20 protein-coding genes and 1 pseudogene are annotated in these 25,893 nt (G+C 70.9%); 14 read left to right on the top strand and 7 right to left on the bottom strand.

Going from position 1 to position 25,893, the window contains the following annotated elements; genetic code table 11:
- Positions 1 to 148: 148 nt before the first annotated feature.
- The 4 genes from KF708C_RS19250 to prfB all read right to left on the bottom strand — a co-directional run bounded on the left by KF708C_RS19250 (position 149) and on the right by prfB (position 4,720).
- A complete protein-coding gene (locus tag KF708C_RS19250) occupies positions 149 to 865 on the bottom strand; it encodes a glycine zipper 2TM domain-containing protein (RefSeq protein WP_059412946.1) in 717 nt (238 codons plus the stop codon).
- Positions 866 to 1,189: 324 nt separating this feature from the next.
- Positions 1,190 to 2,728 (bottom strand): lysine--tRNA ligase, encoded by a 1,539-nt coding sequence (lysS, locus tag KF708C_RS19245; RefSeq protein ID WP_020201439.1) that lies wholly within the window; start codon positions 2,726 to 2,728, stop codon positions 1,190 to 1,192.
- A gap of 56 nt (positions 2,729 to 2,784) precedes the next feature.
- Entirely contained in the window at positions 2,785 to 3,555 is a 771-nt protein-coding gene (locus tag KF708C_RS19240; protein WP_020201440.1) for an SDR family oxidoreductase, read from the bottom strand.
- 60 nt (positions 3,556 to 3,615) lie between these two features.
- Positions 3,616 to 4,720 (bottom strand): peptide chain release factor 2 gene (gene prfB / locus KF708C_RS19235; protein WP_155887964.1). Its coding sequence is split into 2 segments (ribosomal slippage): positions 3,616 to 4,638 and positions 4,640 to 4,720, totalling 1,104 coding nucleotides; the frame shifts between segments, so codons are not numbered across the junction.
- A gap of 275 nt (positions 4,721 to 4,995) precedes the next feature.
- On the opposite strand from prfB, the gene KF708C_RS19230 reads away from it, so the two are divergent.
- The gene (locus tag KF708C_RS19230; protein WP_059412945.1) at positions 4,996 to 5,733 is read left to right on the top strand and encodes a peptidoglycan DD-metalloendopeptidase family protein; all 738 of its coding nucleotides are present in this window, start codon (positions 4,996 to 4,998) and stop codon (positions 5,731 to 5,733) included.
- Positions 5,734 to 5,773: 40 nt separating this feature from the next.
- Here the strand turns inward: KF708C_RS19230 and recJ are convergent, their stop codons facing one another.
- Positions 5,774 to 7,471: a single-stranded-DNA-specific exonuclease RecJ gene (recJ, locus tag KF708C_RS19225; RefSeq protein WP_059412944.1), complete on the bottom strand. Its 1,698-nt coding sequence runs from the start codon at positions 7,469 to 7,471 to the stop codon at positions 5,774 to 5,776.
- A gap of 72 nt (positions 7,472 to 7,543) precedes the next feature.
- Positions 7,544 to 8,683 carry a hypothetical protein gene (locus tag KF708C_RS19220; protein ID WP_059412943.1) on the bottom strand — a complete coding sequence of 380 codons (1,140 nt, stop codon included), beginning with the start codon at positions 8,681 to 8,683 and terminating at the stop codon, positions 7,544 to 7,546.
- A gap of 128 nt (positions 8,684 to 8,811) precedes the next feature.
- Between KF708C_RS19220 and KF708C_RS19215 the strand changes: the two genes are divergently transcribed.
- From KF708C_RS19215 to KF708C_RS19200, 4 genes and pseudogenes are all read left to right on the top strand, one after another.
- Positions 8,812 to 10,062 (top strand): lipoprotein-releasing ABC transporter permease subunit, encoded by a 1,251-nt coding sequence (locus KF708C_RS19215; RefSeq protein ID WP_020201446.1) that lies wholly within the window; start codon positions 8,812 to 8,814, stop codon positions 10,060 to 10,062.
- A complete protein-coding gene (gene lolD / locus KF708C_RS19210) occupies positions 10,055 to 10,801 on the top strand; it encodes a lipoprotein-releasing ABC transporter ATP-binding protein LolD (protein ID WP_059412942.1) in 747 nt (248 codons plus the stop codon). The genes KF708C_RS19215 and lolD overlap by 8 nt, the downstream gene beginning before the upstream one ends.
- A gap of 22 nt (positions 10,802 to 10,823) precedes the next feature.
- Positions 10,824 to 11,732, top strand: coding sequence for a TatD family hydrolase (locus KF708C_RS19205; RefSeq protein WP_059412941.1), 909 nt, complete (start codon positions 10,824 to 10,826; stop codon positions 11,730 to 11,732).
- 62 nt (positions 11,733 to 11,794) lie between these two features.
- Positions 11,795 to 14,197, top strand: a pseudogene (locus KF708C_RS19200) (DNA internalization-related competence protein ComEC/Rec2); the annotation flags it as partial.
- Between the two features lie 28 nt (positions 14,198 to 14,225).
- On the opposite strand, the gene KF708C_RS34745 reads toward KF708C_RS19200, so the two are convergent.
- Positions 14,226 to 15,227: a MurR/RpiR family transcriptional regulator gene (locus KF708C_RS34745; protein WP_231586534.1), complete on the bottom strand. Its 1,002-nt coding sequence runs from the start codon at positions 15,225 to 15,227 to the stop codon at positions 14,226 to 14,228.
- A gap of 294 nt (positions 15,228 to 15,521) precedes the next feature.
- Between KF708C_RS34745 and edd the strand changes: the two genes are divergently transcribed.
- The 9 genes from edd to KF708C_RS19155 all read left to right on the top strand — a co-directional run bounded on the left by edd (position 15,522) and on the right by KF708C_RS19155 (position 25,874).
- On the top strand, positions 15,522 to 17,417 hold the full coding sequence (edd, locus tag KF708C_RS19195; protein ID WP_059412939.1) for a phosphogluconate dehydratase: 1,896 nt from the start codon (positions 15,522 to 15,524) through the stop codon (positions 17,415 to 17,417).
- 194 nt (positions 17,418 to 17,611) lie between these two features.
- Positions 17,612 to 18,112 carry a gluconokinase gene (locus tag KF708C_RS19190; RefSeq protein WP_020201452.1) on the top strand — a complete coding sequence of 167 codons (501 nt, stop codon included), beginning with the start codon at positions 17,612 to 17,614 and terminating at the stop codon, positions 18,110 to 18,112.
- 274 nt (positions 18,113 to 18,386) lie between these two features.
- A complete protein-coding gene (locus KF708C_RS19185; protein WP_020201453.1) occupies positions 18,387 to 19,859 on the top strand; it encodes a circularly permuted type 2 ATP-grasp protein in 1,473 nt (490 codons plus the stop codon).
- A gap of 96 nt (positions 19,860 to 19,955) precedes the next feature.
- Complete coding sequence (locus KF708C_RS19180; RefSeq protein ID WP_020423689.1) at positions 19,956 to 20,909, top strand: alpha-E domain-containing protein; 954 nt, start codon at positions 19,956 to 19,958, stop codon at positions 20,907 to 20,909.
- A gap of 33 nt (positions 20,910 to 20,942) precedes the next feature.
- Complete coding sequence (locus KF708C_RS19175) at positions 20,943 to 21,767, top strand: transglutaminase family protein (RefSeq protein ID WP_059412938.1); 825 nt, start codon at positions 20,943 to 20,945, stop codon at positions 21,765 to 21,767.
- A gap of 156 nt (positions 21,768 to 21,923) precedes the next feature.
- Positions 21,924 to 22,745, top strand: a complete 822-nt coding sequence (locus KF708C_RS19170; protein ID WP_197090391.1) for a peptidase — start codon at positions 21,924 to 21,926, stop codon at positions 22,743 to 22,745.
- 180 nt (positions 22,746 to 22,925) lie between these two features.
- Positions 22,926 to 24,578, top strand: a complete 1,653-nt coding sequence (locus KF708C_RS19165; protein WP_020201457.1) for a CTP synthase — start codon at positions 22,926 to 22,928, stop codon at positions 24,576 to 24,578.
- Between the two features lie 35 nt (positions 24,579 to 24,613).
- Entirely contained in the window at positions 24,614 to 25,483 is an 870-nt protein-coding gene (gene kdsA, locus KF708C_RS19160; RefSeq protein ID WP_020201458.1) for a 3-deoxy-8-phosphooctulonate synthase, read from the top strand.
- A 100-nt stretch (positions 25,484 to 25,583) separates the two neighbouring features.
- A complete protein-coding gene (locus KF708C_RS19155; RefSeq protein WP_020201459.1) occupies positions 25,584 to 25,874 on the top strand; it encodes a DUF1330 domain-containing protein in 291 nt (96 codons plus the stop codon).
- Positions 25,875 to 25,893: the final 19 nt, after the last annotated feature.

Genomic DNA, 25,893 nt, shown 5'->3' with positions numbered 1-25,893 from the left:
GCTCCCTGCTTCGCCCTGGCCAGAACCGCTTCGCTTCATCTTGAAACGACTTCTAGGCCGCGATGCAGGCAGGCTGGCAGCAGGTAAAGGGTCAAGAAAAACGGGCGCGCGCGCCCGTTTTTCTTTGGCCGCCGGCACTGTGTCCGTCTCAGGCGGGGGCCAGCCCGCCGTCCTGCAGCCGGACCCGCTCGCCGACCTGCACGCCGGGATCGGCATGGTAGGTGAAGGTGCGGTGCGTGCCGTTGTCCATCTGCACGCGGACCTGGTAGCTGGTGTCCTTGCGCACGCTCTTCTCGATCTGGTTGCCGGCGAAGCCGCCACCCACGGCGCCGGCCACGGTGCCGAGGATGCGGCCGTTGCCGCGGCCGATCTGGTTGCCCAGCAGGCCGCCGACCACGGCGCCGCCCACCGCGCCGAGGCCCGTGGCCGGCTTGGCGGTCTCGACCGGCGTGATGGCCACTACGCGGCCGAGGCTGGTGCTGGGCGGCGCGGGCTGGCGCTGCGCATACGCGCCGTTGTCGGCGCGCCGGGGCGGCTGGGCCTGCGCGGCCGGCGCAGCGGGGGCGACAGCTTGCGCCGGCGCCGGATTCATGGCCTCGGGCGGCCGCGTGGTGCTGCCCGGCACGGGCTGCTGCGGCTGCTGGCTGGCCGCGGCATTTTCCGCGGCGATCTGCGCGGTCAGCGACTGCGGCGCACCGGGCGCGGCCTTGCCGAGCGGCAGCACGCCGGTCATGGCGGCCACCGCCGTCAGGCTGGCGATCACGATGGCCACGGCCGCGGCGCCCACGAGCGGATGCAGGCGGCGTTGCGCGGGCAGCGCCGGCGCGGTGGATTCGCTGGACGGGTTCAGGGTCGGATTCGGCATGTCGTTTTCCTTGTGCGGTACCGAAAGCACACGTTGAGTTGAGCACACGCGGCTTCGATGTTTCCCGGTCTTGAGTCTGGCCGAATCCGCCGCCGTTTTCCGTTTGATTTTGTAAGTTTGTGTAGGGCGGATTTGCCCGTGGAATCAATGGCTTGGCCGAGGTGGGCCGGGCGCCGCGCCGGGCCGTTTGTAACAACGCCGGCCGCGGAAAGCAAAAAGCCCCATCGACGCGATGGGGCTCTGGGTCGCCGGCACGTTCAGCCGGCCGCTTGGGTTCGCCCCTCTCCTGCCAGCAGGAGATGAGCGCCAGCCATTCAGCAGCGTTCAGTCCTCGCGGCGCAGGTGCGGGAACAGGATGACGTCGCGGATGTTGGGGCTGTCGGTCAGCAGCATCACCAGGCGGTCGATGCCGATGCCGCAGCCGCCCGTCGGGGGCATGCCGTATTCCAGCGCGCGGATGTAGTCGGCGTCGAAGTACATGGCTTCCTCGTCGCCGGCGTCCTTCTGGTCGACCTGCTTGCGGAAGCGCTCGGCCTGGTCCTCGGCGTCGTTCAGCTCGGAGAAGCCGTTGGCGATCTCGCGGCCGGTGATGAACAGCTCGAAGCGCTCGGTGATGCCGGGCAGCGTGTCCGAGGCGCGCGCCAGCGGCGAGACTTCCACCGGGTAGTCGACGATGTAGGTCGGCTCCCACAGCTGGCTTTCGGCGGTTTCCTCGAACAGCACCAGCTGCAGCGTGCCCAGGCCCGCGTTGAGGAACTGCGGCGCGCCGGTGTTGACGCCGAACTTCTTCAGCTCGGCGCGCAGGAAGTCCACGTCGGCCAGTTGCGCGTCGGTGTATTGCGGCGCGTATTTCTGGATCGCCTGGCAGATGGTGAGGCGGTGGAACGGCTTGGACAGGTCCAGCTCGCGGCCCTGGTAGGTCAGCACGGCGCTGCCGCGCGCGTCGATGGCGGCCTGGCGGATCAGGTTTTCGGTGAAGTCCATCAGCCAGCGGTAGTCGGTGTACGCGGCGTAGAACTCCATCATGGTGAACTCGGGGTTGTGGCGCGGGCTCACCCCCTCGTTGCGGAAATTGCGGTTGATCTCGAACACGCGCTCGAAGCCGCCCACCACCAGGCGCTTGAGGTACAGCTCGGGCGCGATGCGCAGGAACATCTGCATGTCCAGCGCGTTGTGGTGCGTGATGAAGGGCTTGGCCGCGGCGCCGCCCGGGATCGGGTGCAGCATCGGCGTTTCCACTTCCATGAAGTCCGCGTCGGCCATGTGGCGGCGCAGCGAGCTGATGGCCTGGGTGCGCGCGCGGAAGGTGGCGCGCGTCTCCGGCGACACGATCAGGTCGACGTAGCGCTGGCGGTATTTCAGCTCCTGGTCCGACAGGCCGTAGAAATCGCCGGGCAGCGGGCGCAGGCTCTTGGACAGCAGGCGCAGCTCGCTGACCGCCACCGACAGCTCGCCGGTCTTGGTCTTCATCAGCGTGCCGCGCGCGGCGATGATGTCGCCGAGGTCCCACTTCTTGAAGGCGGCGTAGACCTCTTCGCCGATCGCGTCGCGGCTGATGTAGAACTGGATGCGGCCGGCGCCGTCCTGCACGGTGGCGAAACTGGCCTTGCCCATCACGCGCTTGAGCATCATGCGCCCGGCGATGGCGACCTCGACCGGCGCCGCTTCGAGCGCGGCCTGGTCGGTTTCGCCGTACTGCGCGTGCAGCGCGGCGGACTGGTGGGTCGGGCGGAAGTCGTTGGGGAAGGCCACGCCTTGCTGGCGCAGCGCCTGCAGCTTCTCGCGCCGTTCCGCGATGATCTTGTTTTCGTCGGCTGCGGCGGGGGCGTTGGCCTCGGCGGGAGCGCGGTTGGAGTCGGTCATGGTGTCTTGGTGAGGCGCGCGGCGGGCCGCGCGCGGGTCAGGCGGTTCAGGGCGATTCAGGTATTGCGGATGTCGTCGAGCTCGGTGCTGCCGAAGTCCGGGCGGTCGAGGTAGGCCGCGATGCGGCGCGCGGTGTCCTCGGCCGAGGCGAGCTGGTCGTTGTCCTTGAGGTCGCGGAAGCGCTGCACCTGCGCGAAGTCGGCGCCGCGGATGGTGGCCTGCATGCTGGTGTCGACCACGCCCGGGGCCAGCGCCACCGCGCGCACGCCGCGTTCGGCCGGCGCCTGCGCGTACTCGGCGTTGACCGAGCGCACGAACATGTCGAGCCCGGCCTTGCCGGCGCAGTAGGCGGCCCAGCCCTCGACCGGGCGGCGCGCCGCGCCGGACGAGATCGCCAGCACCTTGCGCGGGCAGCCGAAGCGCTCGGTGCGCGCCAGGAAGGCCGCGGTCATGGTCATCGGCGTGGCCAGGTTGGTGAGCAGGTGCGGCACCAGCGTGGCCTCCTGCAGCGCGGCCACCGGGCCGATCGGCTCGATCATGCCCGCGTTGAGGATCAGCGTGGCGCTGGCGGGCGCCTCGTCGACCGCGTCGAGCACGCTGCCCAGCCACGCCGCGGCAGGCCCCGCCTGCGACAGGTCCTGCAGGTGCCAGGCCACCTTGACGCCGCTGGCGGCGGCGGCCTGTTCCAGTTCGGGGTTGCGGTTGCGCGCCACGCAGATCAGGCGGTGGCCCGGCTTGAGCAGGGCCTGCGCCAGCGCGGCACCGAGCCCGCGCGAGGTGCCGGTGATGATGAACAGGTGCGTTGCTGCGGTCGATGCTGCGGTCATGGTCGGATGGGTCCGGCAGGTGAGTCGCGCCGCGCCGCCGGGCGGCGGCGCGGGGTCGTGTTACAGGCCTTGCTTGAGGCTGGCCTCGATGAACGGGTCCAGGTCGCCGTCCAGCACCTTCTGCGTGTTGGACATTTCCACGTTGGTGCGCAGGTCCTTGATGCGGCTCTGGTCCAGCACGTAGGAGCGGATCTGGTGGCCCCAGCCCACGTCGGTCTTGCCGGCCTCGAGCTTGTCGGCCTCGGCCTGGCGCTTGCGCATCTCGTGCTCGTACAGGCGCGACTTCAGCATCGACATGGCCTCGGCGCGGTTGCGGTGCTGCGAGCGGTCGTTCTGGCACTGCACCACGATGCCGGTCGGGATGTGCGTGATCCGCACGGCCGAATCGGTCTTGTTGATGTGCTGGCCGCCCGCGCCCGAGGCGCGGTAGGTGTCCACGCGCAGGTCCGCCGGATTGACCTCGACCTCGAACGAATCGTCCACCTCGGGGTAGACGAACACCGACGAGAACGAGGTGTGCCGGCCGCCCGACGAGTCGAACGGCGACTTGCGCACCAGGCGGTGCACGCCGGTCTCGGTGCGCAGGTAGCCGAACGCGTATTCGCCCTCGATCTTGATGGTGGCGCTCTTGATGCCGGCCACGTCGCCCTCTGACTCTTCCAGCACCTCGGCCTTGAAGCCCTTGCGCTCGCAGTACTTCAGGTACTGGCGCAGCAGCATCGAGGCCCAGTCGCAGGCCTCGGTGCCGCCGGCGCCGGCCTGGATGTCGATGAACGCGTTGGCCTGGTCCATCTCGCCCGAGAACATGCGGCGGAATTCCATGTCCGCGACGACGGCCTCGAAGCCCTTGACGTCGGCCTCGATGGCTTCCATCGTGTCGTCGTCGCCTTCCTCGCGCGCGAGCTCGAACAGCTCCTCGGCGCCCGAAAGGTCATCCGTGAGCTTGCCGAGGACGCCGACCACGCCCTCCAGCATCTTCTTTTCCTTGCCGAGGTCCTGGGCCTTCTTGGGGTTGTTCCAGACCTCGGGATCCTCGAGTTCGCCGTTGACTTCGTCGAGCCGTCCTACCTTGACATCGTAGTCAAAGATACCCCCGTAGATCTTCCGTCCGGGAACGGAGATCGGAGATGGCACCGGAAATGGCGTTGAGGCGTTCTGCTTCCATGATGTTCTGCGCTTTTCAAAACCTTGAATTATAGCGGATCGGGGGCTGTTCCCCCGCACCGGGCGGCGCGCGGCGGACAATTTCGAACGGTTCGCTTGCCGAACGGTCTACAGTTGCGGGTGCGGCATGGCAGACTTGCGGCAGGCCCGCGCCGGCGGGAGCCCGCCGGCCGCCTTCGAAATAGCCGTTCAGACATGGACAAGGATGGACGATAAGCACGCATGAAGCCAAGCAATCACGAGACGACCGAGACGACCAGAATCGAGAGGGCAAGGATGACCGGGACGACCGACACGACCGACACGACCAATGGCCGCCGCCGCCGCGCGCTCGGCCTGCTGGCCGCCGCGGCCGCGGCGTGCCTCGCGGCGGGCTGCGGCACCCTGGCCAGCGAGCCGGCGCCGGACGGCTACTACCGGGTGCAGAGCGGCGACACCCTGTACAGCGTGGCCCAGCGCCACAAGCGCTCGGTGCGCGACCTGACGCGCTGGAACCAGCTGCCCAGCGCCGACCGTATCGAGGTCGGCCAGTTGCTGCGCATCCGCCCGCCCGGCACCGCCAGCGCCGGCGGCAGCGCGGGCAGCGGCAGCGGCCCGGTGGCCGTGCGCGACACCCCGCGCGTGGACAGCAGCCCGCCGGCGCGCGCGCCGGCCACCAGCATCCGCCTGCAATGGCCGGCCGAGGGCCGCGTCACGGCGGGCTACGGGCCGCCCGCCAGCAAGGGCCTGAGCATCGACACGCCGCCCGGCAGCGCGGTGCGCGCCGCCGCCGCGGGCAAGGCCATCCACGTGGGCAACCTGCGCGGCTACGGCATGCTGGTCATCATCAAGCACGACGACAACTGGCTGACGGTCTACGGCAACCTCGACAAGCCCTCGGTCAGCGAAGGCGTGCAGGTGTCCGGCGGCCAGGAGGTCGGGCGCATGGGCAGGTCCGACAGCGAGCTGCACTTCGAGGTGCGCAACAACGGCAAGCCGGTCGACCCGGCCGGGCTGCTGCCCGCGCGCGGCTGAGGCGGGCGCGGGCAGCGGCGGGCAGCGGCGGGCGCCGCCGCTACTGCGCGTGCTCGATCACCATCTGCACGCGCGTGACGCCGTTGAAGGTGTTGTTGTCCAGCCGGTAGGCCACCAGCGCGCTGGCGCCGAGCGAATCGGCGTGGTTGAACCAGATCGCGTCGAAGCGCTGGCTGCCGCGCCCGAGCTGCAGCTTGAGGTGCTTGCCCTTGAGCACGCTCTGGCGCAGCACGTCGAACTCGCCGCAGAAGGTCGGCGCGGGAAAGCCCTGGCCCCACACCTGCTGCTCGAGCAGCGCCACGAATTCCGGGCTGAAGCAGCCGTCCTCGATGTCGCCGTCGGTCTCGATCACGCGCGCGAGCTGCTCGTCGTCCAGCCATTCGCGTCCCACCGCCTCGAACGCTTCCGTGAACTCGCCGAAGGTGTCCGCGCGCAGCGTCAGGCCGGCCGCCATCGCGTGGCCGCCGAACTTGACCAGCAGGCCGGGATGGCGCTTGGACACCAGGTCCAGCGCGTCGCGCAGGTGGAAGCCGGGGATCGAGCGGCCCGAGCCCTTGATGGTGCCGTCGTCGCCGGGCGCGAAGGTGATGGTCGGCCGGTGGTATTTCTCCTTGAGCCGCGACGCCACGATGCCGATCACGCCCTGGTGCCAGGTATCGTTGAACACGCTCACGGTGAAGCGCGCGGCCGGGTCCAGCGCGCCCAGCGGGCCTTCCAGGATGCGCAGCGCTTCCTGCTGCATGCCGGCCTCGATGTCGCGGCGCTCGCGGTTCATGCCGTCGAGTTCCTGGGCGATTTCCCACGCGCGGTTGGCGTCGTCGGTGAGCAGGCATTCGATGCCGAGCGACATGTCGGCCAGCCGCCCGGCCGCGTTCAGGCGCGGGCCCACGCCGAAGCCGAGGTCGAAGGTGTTGGCGCGCGCGGCTTCGCGCCCGGCGGCGCGGAACAGCGCGGCCACGCCCGCGTGCATGCGCCCGGCGCGCATGCGCTTGAGGCCCTGCGCCACCAGGATGCGGTTGTTGCTGTCGAGCTTGACCACGTCGGCCACCGTGCCCAGCGCCACCAGGTCGAGCAGGGCGTCCAGGCGCGGCTGGGTCTGCGCGTCGAACGCGCCGCGGCGGCGCAGCTCGGCGCGCAGCGCCAGCAGCACGTAGAACATCACGCCCACGCCGGCCAGGTTCTTGCTCGGGAAGGCGCAGCCGGGCTGGTTGGGGTTGACGATCACCGCCGCGTCCGGCAGCTGCTCGCCGGGCAGGTGGTGGTCGGTCACCACCACGTCGATGCCGAGCGCGTTGGCCGCCGCCACGCCGTCCACGCTGGCGATGCCGTTGTCCACCGTGACGATCACGTCGGGCTGCTGCCGCGCGGCCAGCGCCACGATCTCCGGCGTCAGGCCGTAGCCGTACTCGAAGCGGTTCGGCACAATGTAGTCGACGCGCGCGCCCAGCATGCGCAGGCCGCGCACGCCCACCGCGCAGGCGGTGGCGCCGTCGCAGTCGTAGTCGGCCACGATCAGCAGCCGGCGGCCGGCGGCGATGGCGTCGGCCAGGTAGGTGGCGGCGTGGCCGATGCCTTTCATCGTGTCCGGCGGCATCAGCCCCGGCAGCTCGGTGGCGAGCTCGGCCGGCGCGCGCACGCCGCGCGCCGACAGGATGCGGGCCAGCGTGGGGTGCAGGCCGGCGCCTGCCAGCGTGCCGGCGTGTTCGGCGGAAAAGGAGCGGACGGCGATTCGGGTCATGTGGAGGCAGGCAGGAAAACGGGGTGAGGCGTTCGGGCGGTCAGTCGGCCGGGCGTTAGTTCATCCGGCCGTTCAGGCGGCATAGGCCAGGTCGGACAGCAGCGCGCGCCAGTCGCCGCGCGCGCCCAGGCCGCGCCAGAACTTGCGCAGGTCGGCGCGGCGCACGGTGAACTCGGCATAGTGGTTGTCGCCGGCCAGCACCAGCGTCAGGGCCGGCAGCGCGCCGCTCTCCAGCGCGGCCAGCGCCGGGGCGAACCAGTTGGCCTCGAGCGCGTGCATGCGCTCGATCCACAGGCCCCAGTCCTCGCCGATATGGGCTTCGGTGGCGTCGTCCAGCAGCGCCAGCGCGCTGTCGGCGGTCCCGGCCGCCGCGGCGTCGAAGCGCGGCGGCAGCGGCTGGCAGGCCGCGCCGCCCGCCAGCGCCAGCCCGCGCAGGAAGGCGTCGTCGCCGAGCACGGCGCCGGCCAGGCGCGGCACCGCCTGCAGCGTGCCGCCGCCGTGCAGCCAGACCGAATTGACGGCCGGCTTGCCGGCGGCCTCGCGGGCCTGGTTGACGCGGTGGTCGTGCCAGGTCATCTGGATCTCGTTCTGGACGCGGCGCCAGTCGCGCGCGCGCTCGCCGGCCTGCATCCACATGTCGATATTGCGCCCGCTGGCGCGCAGCGGGCTGGTGGCGACCAGCGGGCCGAACGCGGCCTCGGGCAGGTACCAGCGCGCCGGCTGCGGCGTTTCCAGCACGATGCCCGATTCCTCCAGCAGGCCGGCCACCGCCGCGTGCAGGGCCGCCGCCTCGTCGGCGCGCAGGCCCAGGTGGGCCGGGTTCATCAGCACCAGGTGGTCGCGCGCGGCGTGGATGTGCACCGGCTGCAGGCAGGCCCAGGCCTGGCCGCCGCCGTTACCGTCGCCGCCGTCGTCCGGCAGGCCCGCGGCGGCGCGGTCGGCCAGCCGCATGAAGGGGGCGCTGGGCACGCGGGTGGTGTCCAGCCCGGCGCGCCCGGCCAGCCAGCGCTCGTGCGGCAGCGAGCGCAGGAAGGGATCGTCGTGCCGCTCGCGCGGGCCGGGGCTGGCGCGGGTCAGCAACTTTCCGAGCGCCGGCAACTCCAACTGGCGCAGCAGCGCCTCCAGCATGGCGTCGTTGCCGCCGCCGTCCGCATCGGTCGCGGCGCCCGGCGGCACGGAAAAGGGCACAATCAGGGTCAGGTGCGTCATCATGATGGCCGAGATTGTAAACTTCCGGCTGGCGGGCGGCGGAAATATCGCCCGGACAGGCGTCGGCGGCAGCACCGCCGGCGGTGCCGGCGACGTGGCGCCGGCGTTTCTCCTCAACGACAGGGATCCTCTTGAACTTTCCGTACGAATGGCAGATCGGCTGGCGCTACACCCGCGCCAGCAAGCGCGCCAGCCGCAACACCTTCATTTCCTTCATCTCGATGATCTCCATGCTCGGCATCGCGCTGGGCGTGGCGGCGTTGATCGTGGTGCTGTCGGTCATGAACGGCTTCCAGAAAGAGGTGCGCGACCGCATGCTGTCGGTGCTCTCGCACATCGAGGTGGTCGGCCCGGGCGCGCTGCCCGACTGGCAGAAGACCGCCGCCGAGGCCGAGCGCAACAAGGAAGTGATCGGCGCGGCGCCCTATGTGGCGGCCCAGGCCATGCTGACCCGCGAGGAAGCCGTGCGCGGCGTGCTGCTGCGCGGCGTCGAGCCCGGCCAGGAGCCCAAGGTCTCCGACATCGGCAAGCAGTTCCGCGCCGGCAGCATGGACAGCCTGGCGCCCGGCAGCTTCGACATCGCGCTCGGCAACGAGCTGGCCAACGCGATCGGCGTGCAGGTCGGCGACAAGGTCACGCTGGTGGTGCCGCAGGGCACCATCACGCCGGCCGGCGTGCTGCCGCGGCTCAAGCAGTTTACCGTGACGGGCATCTTCTCGTCCGGCCATTTCGAGTTCGACAACGCGCTGGCGCTGATCAACCTGCAGGACGCCGAGACCCTGTTCCGGCTGGCCGGCCCGACCGGCGTGCGCCTCAAGCTGAGCGACATGCAGCGCGCGCCGCAGGTGGCCGACGAACTGGCCGGCACGCTCTCGGGCGAGCTCTACCTGCGCGACTGGTCCAAGCAGAACCGCAACTGGTTCGCCGCGGTGCAGACCGAGAAGCGCATGATGTTCATCATCCTCACGCTGATCATCGCGGTGGCGGCCTTCAACCTGGTGTCCACGCTGGTGATGACCGTGACCGACAAGCAGGCCGACATCGCCATCCTGCGCACGATGGGCGCGCAGCCGAGCTCCATCACCAAGATCTTCATCGTGCAGGGCGTGGCGATCGGCTTCATCGGCACGCTGGCCGGGGTGGCCGGCGGCGCGCTGATCGCCTGCAACATCGACGTGATCGTGCCCTTCATCGAGCGGCTGCTGCACGTGCAGTTCCTGCCGCGCGACATCTATTTCATCAGCGAACTGCCTTCGGACCCCCGCGTGAACGACATCGCCACCATCGGCATCCTCTCCTTCGTGCTGGCCACGCTGGCCACGCTCTACCCAAGCTGGCGCGCCGCCCGCGTCAACCCGGCGGAGGCGCTGCGCTATGAGTGAAGCCATGCTGCGCAGCGCCCCCGAAGGCGCCGCCGCGTCCGTGCCGGCCGCGCCCGCCGGCACCCCGGTGCTGATGGCCGAGGGCCTGACCAAGCGCTTCCGCCAGGGCGGCCTCGACGTGACCGTGCTCAAGGGCGTGGACGTGCGCGTCGACGCCGGCGAGAAGGTGGCCATCGTCGGCGCGTCGGGCTCGGGCAAGAGCACGCTGCTCCATGTGCTGGGCGGGCTGGACAACCCGGACAGCGGCCGCGTCGCGCTCAAGGGCAAGCCGTTCACCGCGCTGCGCGAGAGCGAGCGCAATATCGCGCGCAACCGCGACCTGGGCTTCATCTACCAGTTCCACCACCTGCTGCCCGAGTTCACCGCGCTCGACAACGTGGCCATGCCGATGCGCATCCGCGGCCTGAAGCAGGGCGAGGCGCGCGCCGCGGCGCAGGCCGTGCTCGAGCGCGTGGGCCTGGGCGAGCGCGCCCAGCACCGCCCCGGCGAATTGTCCGGCGGCGAGCGCCAGCGCGTGGCGATCGCGCGCGCGCTGGTGGGCAGCCCGGCCTGCGTGCTGGCCGACGAGCCGACCGGCAACCTCGACGACCACACCGCGGGCGGCGTCTACGACCTGATGCTGGAACTGTCGCGCACGCTCGGCACCAGCTTCGTGATCGTGACCCACGACCTCGACCTCGCCAGCCGCTGCGACCGCGTGCTGCGCCTGCGCGACGGGCACCTGCACCGCGAGCGCTGAAGCGCGCAGGACGCCGCCGCCCATGTGGATCGACACCCACTGCCATCTCGACGCCGCCGAGTTCGACGCCGACCGCGATGCCGTCGCGGCCGCCGCGGCCGCGGCCGGCGTGAGCGGCATCGTGCTGCCGGCGGTGGCGGTGTCGAATTTCGCCGCGGTGCGCGCGCTGGCGCGGCGCCACGCGGGCTGCGTCTACGCGCTCGGCATCCATCCGCTCTACACGCCCGGCGCCGGGCAGGCCGATCTCGATGCGCTGCGGCGCGAGGTGGCGGCCTCGCTGGACGATCCGCGCTTCGTCGGCATCGGCGAGATCGGCCTCGATTTCTTCGTGCCCGGGCTCGACGCGCAGCACCAGGCCTGGATCTACGGCGAGCAGCTCAAGCTCGCGCGCGAGTTCGACCTGCCGGTGCTGCTGCACGTGCGCAAGTCGCAGGACCAGGTGGCGGCGCAGCTGCGCCGCGCGGGCGTGCGCCAGGGCATCGCCCATGCGTTCAACGGCAGCCCGCAGCAGGCGCGCGGCTTCGTCGACCAGGGCCTGAAGCTGGGCTTCGGCGGCAACATGACCTTCAGCCGCGCGAAGCAGATCCGGCGCCTTGCGCAGGAACTGCCGCTCGAGGCCATCGTGCTGGAGACCGACGCGCCCGACATCGCGCCCGCCTGGCTGTCCGACGACCAGTTCGGCGAGCAGCACAAGGCGCGCAACACGCCCGCCGAAACGGCCGGCGTGGCGCGGGCGCTGGGCGAGCTGCGCGGCATCGGCGCGCCCGCGCTGGCGCAGGCGATGTGGCGCAACTCGGTGGCCGCGCTGCCGCGCCTGGCGGCATTCGAGGCCACCATGTTCCCGGCCGGCGCTTTGTCCGCCGACTCGTTCGCCGGCACGTCCACCGACCAGCCCGCCGACACAAACGGCAACCTTTCCGTTTCTTCCTGACAAGTTTTCCGCCGCGCGCCGGCCGTATAAACGGACCCTGGTGAATTCGTCCGGGAATCCGCATGCGTCTGGTCCTGATCGCCTTCGTGGCGGGAAGCTGGTGGCTGCAGCAGCAAGGCGCGCTGCCGGGCCGCGCGGCCGGCTGGGCGCTGGCGGCGGCGGGCCTGCTGGCGGCGCTGCTCGCGGTCCTGCTGCGCGCCCGGCATCCGGCCCGGGCGCGCGCGGCCCTGTGTGCGTTCTCCGCGCTGGCCGGCTTCGGCTGGTCGGCGTGGCGCGCGGACGCGCGGCTCGGCGAGCGGCTGGCGCCGGCGCTCGAAGGCATCGACCTCGTCGTGAGCGGCGTGGTCGCGGGGCTGCCCGCGCCGGCTGCGCGCGGGCAGCGCTTCGAGTTTGCGCCCGATGCCGTGCCCGGGATTTCACCTGGTACCGCGCCCTATACCGCGCCCGACGCCGCGCCCGATGCGCCGGCCGGCGGCGCGCGCCCCGCGCCGCGCCTGCCGCCGCGCGTCGTGCTCGGCTGGGAGGACGCGCCGGACGGCCTGCTGCCGGGCCAGCGGCGCGTCTTCGCGCTGCGCCTGACGCGGCCGCGCGGGCTGGCCAACCCGCACGGCTTCGACTACGAATTCTGGCTGCTGGCGGCCGGGCTCGGCGCCACCGGCTACGTGCGCGCCGAGCGCGCACCGCCGCGCGAGGCCGTGGGCGAGCGGCTGGAATGGCGCATCGCGCGCTGGCGCGCGCGCGTGCGCGACCACGTGCTCGCCAGCCTGCCCGCCGGCGCGCGCTTCGGCCCGGTGCTGGCGGCGCTGGTGGTGGGCGACCAGCGCGGCATCCAGCCGCGCGACTGGACCTTGTTCACGCGCACCGGCATCGGCCATCTGATCAGCATCTCGGGCCTGCACATCACCATGATCTCGGGCCTGTGCGGCGCGCTGGTCCACTGGCTGTGGCGGCATTCGCTAGGCCTGGGGCATTGGCTGCGCCGGCCCCTGCCGCTGTGGTGGCCGGCGCGGCGCGCGGCGCTGGTGGCGGCGGTGCTGGCGGCGTTCGCCTACGGCCTGCTGGCGGGCATGCAGGTGCCGGCGCAGCGCACCGTGTCGATGCTGGCGGTGGCGGCACTGGCGCTGTGGAGCGGGCGCGCGCCGCTGGCCTCGCTGGTGCTGGCGTGGGCCGCGTTCGCGGCGGTCGCGCTCGATCCGTGGGCGGTGCTGGCGCCCGGTTTCTGGCTGTCGTTCGGCGCGGTGGGCGTGATTTTCCTGGCTGCCGCCCGGCCGGCGCGCGGGCCGGGCGCCGCGCGCGGGCCGCGGCTGCGCCACGCGCTGGCGCAGGCCGCGCGCACGCAGTGGGTGGTGACGATCGGGCTGGTGCCGCTGACGCTGCTGCTGTTCGGGCAGGTCTCGGTGATCTCGCCGCTGGCCAACGCGGTGGCGATCCCGCTGGTCAGCCTGGTGGTCACGCCGCTGGCGCTGCTGGCCGCGGCCATGCCCGCGCCGCTGGCGGGCTGGCTGCTGGCGCCGGCCCATCTGCTGCTGGCGTGGCTGGCGGCCGCGCTGGAGGCGCTGGCGGCACCGCCGTGGGCGGTCTGGCAGGCGGCGCGCGCGGGGCCGCTGGCCGGCGCGCTGGCCACGTTCGGCGCGCTGTTGCTGCTGGCTCCGCTGCGCTGCGGGCTGCGCGCGCGCCTGCATGGCGTGGCGCTGCTGCTGCCGATGGTGGTGGCGGGGCGGCAGCCGGTCGCGCATGGCGAGTTCCGTGCCACGGCGCTCGACATCGGGCAGGGCACGGCGGTGCTGGTGGAGACGCGCTCGCGCGTGCTGCTGTACGACGCCGGGCCGGCCTACGGCTGGGGCGCCGGCGCGGCGCAGCCCGGCAACAGCGCTGGCGCGCGCGTGATCGCGCCGTACCTGCGCGGCGCGGGCGTGCGCGCGCTCGACCGCCTGGTCATCAGCCATGAAGACGCCGACCATGCCGGCGGCGCGCGCGACGTGATGGCGGCGCTGCCGGTGCGCGACCTGCTGACCGCCGCGCCGGCCGGGCATCCGCTGCTGGCGCCACCCGATGGCGTGGCGCCGCCGCCAGCGCGGCCATGCGCGGCGGGGCAGCGGTGGCAATGGGACGGCGTGGCATTCTCGATGCTGCATCCGCTGCCGGAGGCGGCGGGCAATGCCGCGCTCGACAGCAATGCGCGCTCGTGCGTGCTCAAGGTGGCGGGCAGCGCGCGCAGCCTGCTGCTGACCGGCGACATCGGCCGGCGCGACGAGGCTGCCTTGCTGGCGCGCCTGCCGGCGCAGGACCTGCGCGCGGACTTCCTGCAGGCGCCGCACCACGGCAGCGGCACCTCGTCGGGCGCGTCGTTCCTGGCGGTGGTGTCGCCGGAGCTGGCGTTGTTCCAGCTCGGCTACCGCAACCGCTACCGGCATCCGCGCGCCGACGTGTGGGCGCGCTATGCCTCGCGCGGGATCGGGCGCTACCGCAGCGACGAAACCGGCGCGGTCCAGCTCACGACGCGCGGCGCGGCCTACGTGCTGCGGGCTTACCGGCAGCACGAGCGGCGCTACTGGCGCGCGGCGCCGGTTGCGCCCGATCCTGGCGATCCTGCGCCCGAGCCCCCGCCTGGGGGCCGGCCTGAACCCCGGCCTGGACCCCCTTGACCCGGGCCGGCTCGGCCTGCGCGATGCGGCGCTCGCGCAGGTGCGCCTTGGCGCGCTGCAGGCCGGCGGAGACGATGTCGGCGCGCTCGAGCGCCACGCCGGCGGCGAGCACGTCGCCCAGCACCAGGTGGCAGATGCGCGAGGTCATCGGCGTGTAGACCTCGCTGTCTTCCTCCACGTCGGAGAACACGCAGACGTCGGCCAGCTTGGCCAGCGGCGAGCCGCTGTGCGTCAGCGCCAGCACGCTGGCGCCGCTGGCGCGCGCCAGCGTGGCGGCGGCCAGCATGTCCCAGGTGCGGCCGCTGTTGGACACCAGCACCGCCACGTCGCCGGGGCCCAGCAGCGCGGCCGACATGCTGAACACGTGCGAGTCCGAATACGCGGTGGTGGGAATGCCCAGGCGGAAAAACTTGTGCTGGATGTCCAGCGCCACGATGCCCGAGTTGCCGCAGCCGTAGAACTCGATGCGGTGCGCGGCGGCGAGCAGCTTGATGCCGTGCTCGATCTGGTCCGCCGAGAGCGCGTTGCGCACCGTCATCAGCGTGGCGATGGTGCGGTCGAACACCTTGCCGGCGATGTCGGCGGGGCGGTCCTCGGCCTTGACGTCCTGGTGCACGAAGGGCGTGCCGCCGCCCACGTTCTGCGCGAACTGCAGCTTGAACTCGCGGAAGCCGTCGTAGCCGAGCGCGGCGCAGAAGCGCGCGATGGTCGGCTGCGACACGCCGGCGCGCTCGGCCAGTTCGGGCATGGACAGGCGGATCACGCTGGCGCCGTGGCGCGCCACGTAGTCGGCCAGGCGGCGTTCGGAGGGGCGGAGCGTGTCGTAGACGGCAAGGATTCGTTCGCGCATGTCGGCAGGCGGGATCTCTCGTGCCCGCGCGCGCCGGACATGGCTGCCGGGATCGCGCGGGCTTGGGGTTCGATTGGGAATGTAGATATTCTACAGAATTCGCGCTGAGATTCGCCCGGCGCCGCGCTCGGGAATGGCTAGGGATTTCACCTATGGAGCCGGAATGTGCCGTGCTTTCGCCGCTTTGTGATGTGCTGTCGGGGTGCGCGGCGGAAGTCTTTCGATATAATGTAGAAAATCTACACAAAAAAACGTTCACGGAATCACCGGACACACCATCAGGAACTCCCACGAATGTCGCAAGCCCTCCATTCCGAAGTGCAGGCCGTCACCGCGCGCGTGGCCGCGCGCAGCCAGCGCAGCCGCGCCGCCTACCTGGCGCGCTGCGAGCGCGCCCAGCGGGAGCTGGGGCCGCTGCGCGGGCTGTCCTGCGCCAACCTGGCGCACGGCCTCGCGGCGCTGCCCGCGCATGACAAGCTCAAGCTGCGCGTCGAGCATGCCGCCAACCTGGGCATCGTCACGGCCTACAACGACATGCTGTCGGCCCACCAGCCCTACGAGCGCTATCCCGGCGTGATCCGCGAGGCCGCGCGCGCGGTGGGCGCGGTGGCGCAGGTGGCGGGCGGCGTGCCGGCGATGTGCGACGGCATCACGCAGGGCAACCCGGGCATGGAGCTGTCGCTGTTCTCGCGCGACGCGATCGCGATGGCCACGGCCGTATCGCTGTCGCACAACACCTTCGACGCCGCGGTGATGCTCGGCGTGTGCGACAAGATCGTGCCGGGCCTGCTGATGGGCGCGCTCCAGTTCGGCCACCTGCCGGTGGTGTTCGTGCCGGCCGGGCCGATGGCCACGGGCCTGTCGAACAAGGAAAAGGCGCGCGTGCGCCAGCTCTACGCGACCGGGCAGGTCGGCCGCGAGGCGCTGCTGGAAGCGGAATGCGAGGCCTATCACGGCGCCGGCACCTGCACCTTCTACGGCACCGCCAACAGCAACCAGTTCCTGATGGAGATCATGGGCCTGCACATGCCGGGCGCGGCCTTCGTCCATCCCGACAGCGGCCTGCGCGACGCGCTCACCGCGGCCGCCGCGCAGCGCGCGCTGGCGCTCTCCGCGCGCGGCCCGGACTACCTGCCGCTGGCGCGCATCGTCGACGAGCGCGCCGTGATCAACGCCATCGTCGGCCTGCTGGCCACCGGCGGCTCGACCAACCACACCATCCACCTGGTGGCGATGGCGCGCGCGGCCGGGATCGTGATCGACTGGGACGATTTCGACCGCCTGTCGCGCATCACGCCGCTGCTGGCGCGGGTCTATCCGAACGGCTCGGCCGACGTCAACCATTTCCACGCCGCCGGCGGCGTGGCCTACGTGATCGGCCAGCTGCTCGAAGCCGGGCTGCTGCACGAAGACGTGGAGACCGTGGCCGGGCGCGGGCTGGCGCGCTACACGCAGGAGCCGGTCATGACCGGCGGCGCGCTGCGCTGGCGCGACGGCCCCGCCGCCAGCGGCGACGCCGCGGTGCTGGCCAGCGCGGCCGCGCCGTTTTCGCCCGAGGGCGGGCTGCGCCTGCTGCGCGGCAATCTCGGCCGCGGCATGATCAAGGTCTCGGCGGTGGCGCCGGAGCACCGCGTGGTGGAGGCGCCGGCGCGCGTGTTCGATTCGCAGGAGGGCCTGCAGGCCGCCTTCGAGGCGGGCGAGCTGACCGGCGACGTGGTCGCGGTGGTGCGTTTCCAGGGCCCCAACGCCAACGGCATGCCGGAGCTGCACCGCCTCACGCCGGTGCTCGGCTCGCTGCAGGACGCCGGCCACAAGGTGGCGCTGGTGACGGACGGCCGCATGTCGGGCGCGTCCGGCAAGGTGCCGGCCGTGATTCATGTGGGCCCGGAGGCACTTGCGGGCGGCCCGCTGGCGCGCGTGCGCGACGGCGACCGCATCCGCGTGGACGCCGTGGCCGGCACGCTGGAATGGCTCGGCGGCGCGGATGGCGCGGATGGCGCGTCCGGCCTCGCGGCGCGCGCGCTGGCGCCGTCGCCCGACGACGACTTCGCCCGCTTCAGCGTCGGCCGCGGCCTGTTCGGCCTGTTCCGCCGCCACGCGCGCACCGCGGAGGAGGGCGGCAGCGCGCTCGACCTGTCCGAGGCCGATGCGCCCGGCGCTGTCCAAACCGCCGCGGCCGTCGCACAATAGTCCGCGCCCCCAGGCCGCTTTCCTCTTTTTTGTGGCCTTGCCCGCCGCCTGGCGGGCAAGGCAGCCCCGAGCCGGTGCATGCCAGGTCCTGGCATGGCTGCATGGCCGCGCGGTTCGCCAGGAACCGCCCGGCGCGGCGCGGGGACTACCGACAAGGATGGGACAACCATCCGAACACGATCGCTGGAGCAGACATGATCTACATCCTGATGGGCGTTTCCGGCAGCGGCAAGACCACGGTCGGCCAGTTGCTGGCCAAGACCCTGCATTGCGGCTTCCATGACGCCGACGAATTCCACAGCGCGGCCAACAAGGAGAAGATGCACAACGGCATCCCGCTGACCGACGAAGACCGCTGGCCCTGGCTGGGCGCGCTGCGCGCGGCCATCGACACGGCCCGCGCCGAGGGCCGCACCCATGTGTTTACCTGCTCCGCGCTGCGCCAGGCCTACCGCGACCGCCTGACCCCGCCCGACGGCGGCGTGACCTTCGTCTACATGAAGGGCGACGCTGCCGTGATCGGCGGGCGCCTGTCCGGGCGCAGCGACCACTTTTTCAACCCGGCCCTGCTGCAGAGCCAGTTCGACACGCTGGAGGAGCCGCGCGACGCGCTGGTGCTCGACATCCGGCAGCCGCCCGAGGCGCTGGTGCAGCGCATCCTGGCCGAAGTCCCCGCCACCGCCGCGGCACGCTGAGCCCCCCGCCCCCGCGCGCGCTTTTGCGCCGCGCACGCGCGGGCTGGCAGACATCTTGCTAGATTCCCTTGCGATGGCGCGAACGCCTGCTGCTTGCGGCTTTCGCGGTCATGGGTATCATCCCAGTTAGGACAGCACTTCGACGCATGGCCCGCGGCCTTGACCGCCGGGCCCCGGGTGGTGGCCTCGAAATGCTGTGCCGGGAAGAACAAGCCAATCAAAACGGGATCGCCGGCAGGCTGAGCGGCGCCCAAATCATGGGGGAACGGCCATCATGGCGGCGCGGTTTTTCGACGAGATGCTCGATTGGCAAGATGGCGTGGCGGCAGCAATCCACGCGGGGCAGGCCCTGCCGGCAGGCGCGGTGCGCGCGCACTACAAGCAGTTTGCGGAGTGGCTGGCGCGGCAGTCCGAAGGGACGATGGGCAACAAGCGCGCGGAAGCGGACCTGATCTTCCGGCGCGTGGGCATCACCTTCGCCGTCTACGGCGACAAGGACGAGTCCAACAGCGGCACCGAGCGGACCATCCCGTTCGACGTGATTCCGCGGATCTTCCCGGCCAGCGAGTGGGCCACGCTGGAGCGCGGCCTGCGCCAGCGCGTGTCGGCGCTGAACCGCTTCATCCACGACATCTACCACGGCCAGGACATCATCCGCGCGGGCGTGATCCCGCCCGACCAGATCTACAACAACGCCCAGTACCGGCCCGAGATGCTCGGCATCGACGTGCCGCGCGACATCTATGCCCACGTGGCCGGCATCGACGTGGTGCGCGCGGGCGAGGGCGAGTTCTACGTGCTGGAAGACAACCTGCGCGTGCCCTCCGGCGTGTCCTACATGCTGGAAAACCGCAAGATGATGATGCGGCTGTTCCCGGACCTGTTCGCGCGCAACCGCGTGGCGCCGGTGGCCCACTATCCCGACCTGCTGCTCGACATGCTGCGCAGCGTGTCGCCGCAGAGCATCGCCGATCCGACCGTGGTGGTGCTCACGCCCGGCATGTACAACTCCGCCTATTTCGAGCATGCGTTCCTGGCCCAGCAGATGGGCGTGGAACTGGTCGAGGGCAGCGACCTGTTCGTGCAGGACGAGCACCTCTACATGCGCACCACGCAGGGGCCGCAGCGCATCGACGTGATCTACCGCCGCGTCGACGACGACTTCCTCGACCCGCTGGTGTTCCGCCCCGACTCCACGCTCGGCGCGGCCGGGCTGCTGTCGGTCTACCGCGCCGGCAACGTGACCATCTGCAACGCCATCGGCACCGGCGTGGCCGACGACAAGTCGATCTACCCGTACGTGCCGGACATGATCCGCTTCTACCTGGGCGAGGAAGCCATCCTCAACAACGTGCCGACCTACATGTGCCGGCGCCCCGACGACCTGCAGTACGTGCTCGACCACATGGACCAGCTGGTGGTCAAGGAAACCCACGGCGCCGGCGGCTACGGCATGCTGGTGGGGCCGGCCGCCACGCGCGCGGAGATCGACACCTTCCGCGAGGTGGTGCGCTCGCGCCCCGAGCAGTACATCGCCCAGCCCACGCTGGCGCTGTCGACCTGCCCGACCTACGTGGAGTCCGGCATCGCGCCGCGCCACATCGACCTGCGGCCGTTCGTGCTGTCCGGCAAGGACGTGCGCATGGTGCCCGGCGGGCTCACGCGCGTGGCGCTGCGCGAGGGCTCGCTGGTGGTCAATTCGTCGCAGGGCGGCGGCACCAAGGACACCTGGGTGCTGGAGCGCTGAGCGCCGCGCGCGCAACGAATGCTTGAGATGACCCGCGCCGCCGCCGCTGCCAGCGCGGCCGGCGCGGACGAACCGCGCAGTACGAGGGGACCGACCATGCTAAGCCGCACCGCCGACCATCTGTTCTGGATGGCGCGCTATACCGAACGCGCGGAGAACACCGCGCGCATGCTCGACGTGAATTACCAGACTTCGCTGCTGCCGCAATCGGCGGAGGTAGCGGAGCAGGGCTGGTGGGCGATGCTCGACATTTCCGAGCTGACCACCGTGTTCGACCACAAGTACGGCCTGCTCACGCGCGACGACGTGATCGACTTCATGGTGCGCGACATGACCAACGCGTCGTCGATCATGAGCTGCCTGCGCGCGGCGCGCGAGAACGCGCGTGCGGTGCGCGGCTCGCTCACCACCGAGGTGTGGGAGACCATCAACACCACCTGGCTGGAAGTGCAGCGCATGATCGCCGACGGCGTGCTGCGCGAGGACCCGGCGCAGTTCTTCGAGTGGGTCAAGTTCCGCTCGCACCTGGCGCGCGGCGTGCAGTTCGGCACCATGCTCAAGGACGACGCCTTCCACTTCATGCGGCTGGGCACCTTCCTCGAGCGCGCCGACAACACCGCGCGCATTCTCGACGTGAAGTTCCAGGCCAGCACCGTGGACGACAGCGACCCCAACCGCGACGCCAACGACTTCTATCACTGGGCGGCGGTGCTGCGCTCGGTGTCGGGCTTCGAGGTCTACCGCAAGATCTACCGCACGGTGATCACGCCCGAGCGCGTGGCCGAGCTGCTGGTGCTGCGCCCGGACATGCCGCGCTCGCTGGTGTCGAGCATGGACGAGGTGGTGTCGATCCTGGCGCTGGTGGGCAACCAGCATTCGTCGGAGACCGAGCGGCAGGCTGGTAAACTCCACGCCGACCTGAAATACGCGCGCATCGACGACATCTTCGCCGTCGGCCTGCACGCCTACCTGACCAGTTTCCTGGAGCGCATCGGCGACCTCGGCAATGGCATCAGCCGGGATTTCCTCGTGCCGCTGCTGGCTGCCTGAACCCCGTGGTGGTCGCGCCGGCCTCGCCACATCGTGAAATACAAGATCCGCCACAAGACCGTCTACCGCTACGCCGAGCCGCCGCGCCGCAGCGTGCACGAGCTGCGCCTGGCGCCGCGCTCGGGCCCGCTGCAGACCGTGCGGCAGTGGCAGGTGTCGGCGCCGGGCAACCTGTCGGAGGCGCGCGACGGCTTCGGCAACATCGTGCACAGCTTTACCGTGGCCGGTCCGGCGCATACGCTGGTGATCGAGGCCAGCGGCGTGGTGGAAGTGACGCCGCCCGCGGCCGGCGGCGCGCCGCTGTTCTGCGATGCGCCGCCGGCCGGCGAGGCGCGCGTGTCGCCGCTGTACTACCTGGGCGGCACGCCGCTGACCGCGGCGCCGCCGGAGATGGTCCGCTTTGCCGCGCCTTACCTCGCGGCCGGGCATGAGGTGCCCGCGCTGCTGGCGCTGGCCGACGGCATCGCGCGGCGCGTGCGCTACGCGCCGGACAGCACCGACGTGGGCACCTCGGCCGGCGAGGCGTTCGCGCTCGGCAGCGGCGTGTGCCAGGACCAGGCCCAGGTGATGGTGGCGTGCTGCCGCGCGCTGGGCGTGCCGGCGCGCTACGTCAGCGGCTATTTCTACGACCCGGCCGCGGCGGCGCTGGCCGGCCATGCCTGGGCCGACATCTGCGTGGATGCGGACAAGGAACTGTGGTGCAGCGTCGACGTGACGCACCGCTGCCTGAGCGACGCGCGCCACGTGCGCCTGGCGGTGGGGCGCGACTACCGCATGGCCGCGCCGGTGCGCGGCGTGCGCCACGGCGGCAGCGGCGAGCAGATGGCGGTGGAGATCGCCATTGCACCGCAGCGGTGAATGCGGTGGTGCGTGGCGCACCACCGGTGGGCGCGCGCGCCGGTTCCGCGCGCGGGGCCGCGGCGCTAGAATGCTGCATTCGTTGATGTGGCCTCGGTGCGCCCCTGATGCCGGCGGCGCGCCGGCGCCGGACATGCACCATAACAAGACAAGATCATGACGTATTGTGTTGCCATGCGGCTCGACGCCGGCCTGGTGTTCCTCTCCGACTCCCGCACCAACGCCGGCGTCGACGCGATCTCCAGCGCGCGCAAGATGACCGTGTTCGAGGAACCCGGCGACCGCGTCATGGTGCTGCTCACCGCCGGCAACCTGGCCATCAGCCAGTCGGTGCGGCAGGTGCTGGCCGAAGGGCGCGACGAGAAGCGCTCGCTGTGGACCGCGCGCGACATGTTCGAGGCCGCCACCATCGTCGGCGACGCGGTGCGCCAGGTGCACAAGCACGATGCCCACGCGCTGCGCGAGGCTGGCATCGAGTTCAACGTGAGCCTGATCTTCGGCGGGCAGATCCGCGGCGAGCGGGTGCGCCTGTTCAATGTGTACGCGGCCGGCAACTTCGTCGAGGCCACGCCCGAGAACTGCTACTTCCAGATCGGCGAGGCCAAGTACGGCAAGCCGATCATCGACCGCGTGGTGGAGCCGTCGCTGCCGCTGGGCGAGGCCGCCAAGTGCGCGCTGATCTCGATGGACTCCACGCTCAAGTCGAACATCTCGGTGGGGCTGCCGCTGGACCTGCTGGTCTACGAGGCCGACTCGCTGCGCGTGAGCCGCTTCGTCAACATCGACGAGAAGAACGCCTACTTCCGCATGATCCGCGACACCTGGGGCCAGCGCCTGCGCCAGGTCTTCGGCGAGATCCACGACCCGGAATGGGATGCCGCGGCGCCGGCCGAATTCCCGCTGGCGCGCCAGGGCGAGGCCGACCGCTGGGGCCAGCCGGTGCGCGCCAAGCGCGAGCGCAGCAGCGGGCGCGGCTGAAGGCGCCGGCCAGGGTGAGATGAGGGGCAAGCGGGGCAAGCGGCGCATGCGCCGCAGCGCGCCGCGGGCACGAAGGGCGCGCGCGCGGAGGGGGCAGGTGAAGGTCCGCTTGTCACAAATGCGGCGGTGCAGCAGGCAGCCGCTCATGTATAATCCCGATTTCCCCGGCAAGCTCGGTTTATGACCAAATTCGTCTTCGTCACCGGTGGCGTCGTCTCTTCTCTCGGCAAGGGCATCGCTGCTGCTTCGCTCGCGGCCATTCTCGAGTCGCGCGGCCTCAAAGTCACCCTCCTCAAGCTAGATCCCTACATCAACGTCGACCCCGGCACGATGAGCCCCTTCCAGCATGGCGAGGTGTTCGTCACGGAAGACGGCGCGGAAACCGACCTCGATCTCGGCCACTACGAGCGTTTCGTCTCGGCCAAGATGCGCAAGTCGAACAACTTCACCACGGGCCAGATCTACGAGTCGGTGATCCGCAAGGAGCGCCGCGGCGAATACCTCGGCAAGACCGTGCAGGTGATCCCGCACATCACCAACGAGATCCAGGCCTTCATCGAGCGCGGCGCGGCCGCCTCGCACGGCGGCAAGGCCGACGTGGCGCTGGTGGAGATCGGCGGCACCGTGGGCGACATCGAATCGCTGCCGTTCCTGGAGGCGGCGCGCCAGATGAGCCTGCGCATGGGCCGCAACCACGCCGCCTTCGTGCACCTGACGCTGGTGCCGTTCATCGCCAGCGCTGGCGAGCTCAAGACCAAGCCGACCCAGCACTCGGTGCAGAAGCTGCGCGAGATCGGCATCTCGCCGACCGCGCTGCTGTGCCGCGCCGACCGCCCGATCCCCGACGACGAGCGCGCCAAGATCTCGCTGTTCGCCAACATCCCGCAGGAAGCCGTGATCTCGGTGTGGGACGTGGACAGCATCTACAAGATCCCGCAGATGCTCAACGAGCAGGGCCTCGACCGCCTGATCTGCGAGGAACTGCGCCTCGACCCGAAGCCGGCCGATCTCTCCATGTGGCAGCGCCTGGTCAATGCCCAGGAAAACCCGCAGCACGAGATCACCATCGGCATGGTCGGCAAGTACGTCGACCTGACCGAGTCCTACAAGTCGCTGATCGAGGCGCTGCGCCACGCCGGCATGCACACCGCCACCCGCGTGAACATCGAGTACATCGATTCCGAGGAGCTCGAGTCGGGCCACCTGGAAGTGCTCGCGCCGCTGGACGCCATCCTGGTGCCGGGCGGCTTCGGCAAGCGCGGCACGGAAGGCAAGATCCGTGCGATCCAGTACGCCCGCGAGAACAAGGTGCCGTACCTCGGCATCTGCCTGGGCATGCAGCTGGCCGTGATCGAGTTCGCCCGCCACGTGGCCGGCATGACCGACGCCAACTCGACCGAATTCAACCTCGAGACCGAGCACCCGGTGGTGGCGCTCATCACCGAGTGGGTGGACCGCGAAGGCAAGGTCGAGCAGCGCTCGGCCGACTCCGACCTGGGCGGCACCATGCGCCTGGGCGCGCAGCGCGTGCCGGTCAGGGCCGACACCAAGGCCGGCCAGATCTACGGCGCCGAGGTCAACGAGCGCCATCGCCACCGCTACGAGGTCAACAACCACTACGTGCCCACGCTGGAAAAGGCGGGCATGGTGATCTCGGCGCGCACCCCGACCGAGGACCTGCCCGAGATGATGGAGCTGCCCGACAGCCTGCATCCGTGGTTCGTCGGCGTGCAGTTCCACCCGGAATTCACCTCCACCCCGCGTGACGGCCATCCGCTGTTCAAGGCCTACGTGGAAGCGGCGCTGGCCAGCCAGAAGAGCAAGGCGGCCTGAGGGCCCGGCACCGCGCAAGCAGGAGACTAGTAGCGATGAAACTCTGCGGCTTCGAGGCTGGCCTGGACCAGCCCTTCTTCCTGATCGCCGGCCCGTGCGTGATCGAGTCCGAGCAGATGGCGCTGGATACCGCCGGCGAGCTCAAGGCGATCACCGGCGCGCTCGGCATCCCGTTCATCTACAAGTCCTCGTTCGACAAGGCCAACCGCTCGTCGGGCAAGAGCTTCCGCGGGCTGGGCATGGAAAAGGGCCTGGAGATCCTGGCCACGGTCAAGCGCGAGATCGGCGTGCCGGTGCTCACCGACATCCACGAGATCGACGAGATCAAGCCGGTCTCGGCCGTGGTCGACGTGCTGCAGACGCCGGCTTTCCTGTGCCGGCAGACCGATTTCATCCGCGCCTGCGCGCAGAGCGGCCGCCCCGTCAACATCAAGAAGGGGCAGTTCCTGGCGCCGCACGACATGAAGAACGTCATCGACAAGGCCCGCGACGCCGCGCGCGAGGCGGGCCTGCCCGAGGACAGCTTCATGGCCTGCGAGCGCGGCGTCTCGTTCGGCTACAACAACCTGGTCTCGGACATGCGCTCGCTGGCGATCATGCGCGAGACCGGCGCCCCGGTGGTGTTCGACGCCACCCACTCGGTGCAGCTGCCGGGCGGGCAGGGCACCAGCTCGGGCGGCCAGCGCGAGTTCGTGCCGGTGCTGGCGCGCGCCGCGGTGGCGGTCGGCATCGCCGGCCTGTTCATGGAAACGCACCCGGACCCGAGCAAGGCCATGTCCGACGGCCCCAACGCGGTGCCGCTGTCGCGCATGAAGGAACTGCTGTCGGTGCTCCGGGACCTCGACGCGCTGACCAAGCGCGCCGGTTTCCTGGAAGACAACTTCGGCTGGCCGGCCTGCGCCTGAGCCCGCCGGCCTGCCGCGCCGCCGGGGGCGTCCGCTGACGGAAGCTCTCGGCCGGTGACGGATCGTATCGAAAGACAATACAAAAACTTCGGAGACACGCATGCCCGCCGGCTATATCATCGCCTACGTCGATGTGACCGATCCCCAGCAGTACGAGCAGTACAAGGTGCTGTCGAGCAAGGCCATCGCGGCGCACGGCGCTGAGATCCTGGTGCGCGGCGGCAAGACCGAGCAGCTCGAGGGCGAATTGGCGCCGAGCCGCGTCGTGGTGCTGAAATTCCCCGATTACGAGGCCGCGAAGGTGTTCTATGCCTCCGAGGAATACGGTGCCGCGCGCGCCGCGCGCGAGCATGCCGCGAAGATGAACATGATCGTGGTGGAAGGCGCCTGACATATTGGTCGGGCATCAT

This window comes from Cupriavidus basilensis, from assembly GCF_000876015.1.
Classification (GTDB): Bacteria; Pseudomonadota; Gammaproteobacteria; order Burkholderiales; family Burkholderiaceae; genus Cupriavidus; species Cupriavidus basilensis_B.
This window is presented reverse-complemented; position numbering and strand designations above follow the sequence as displayed.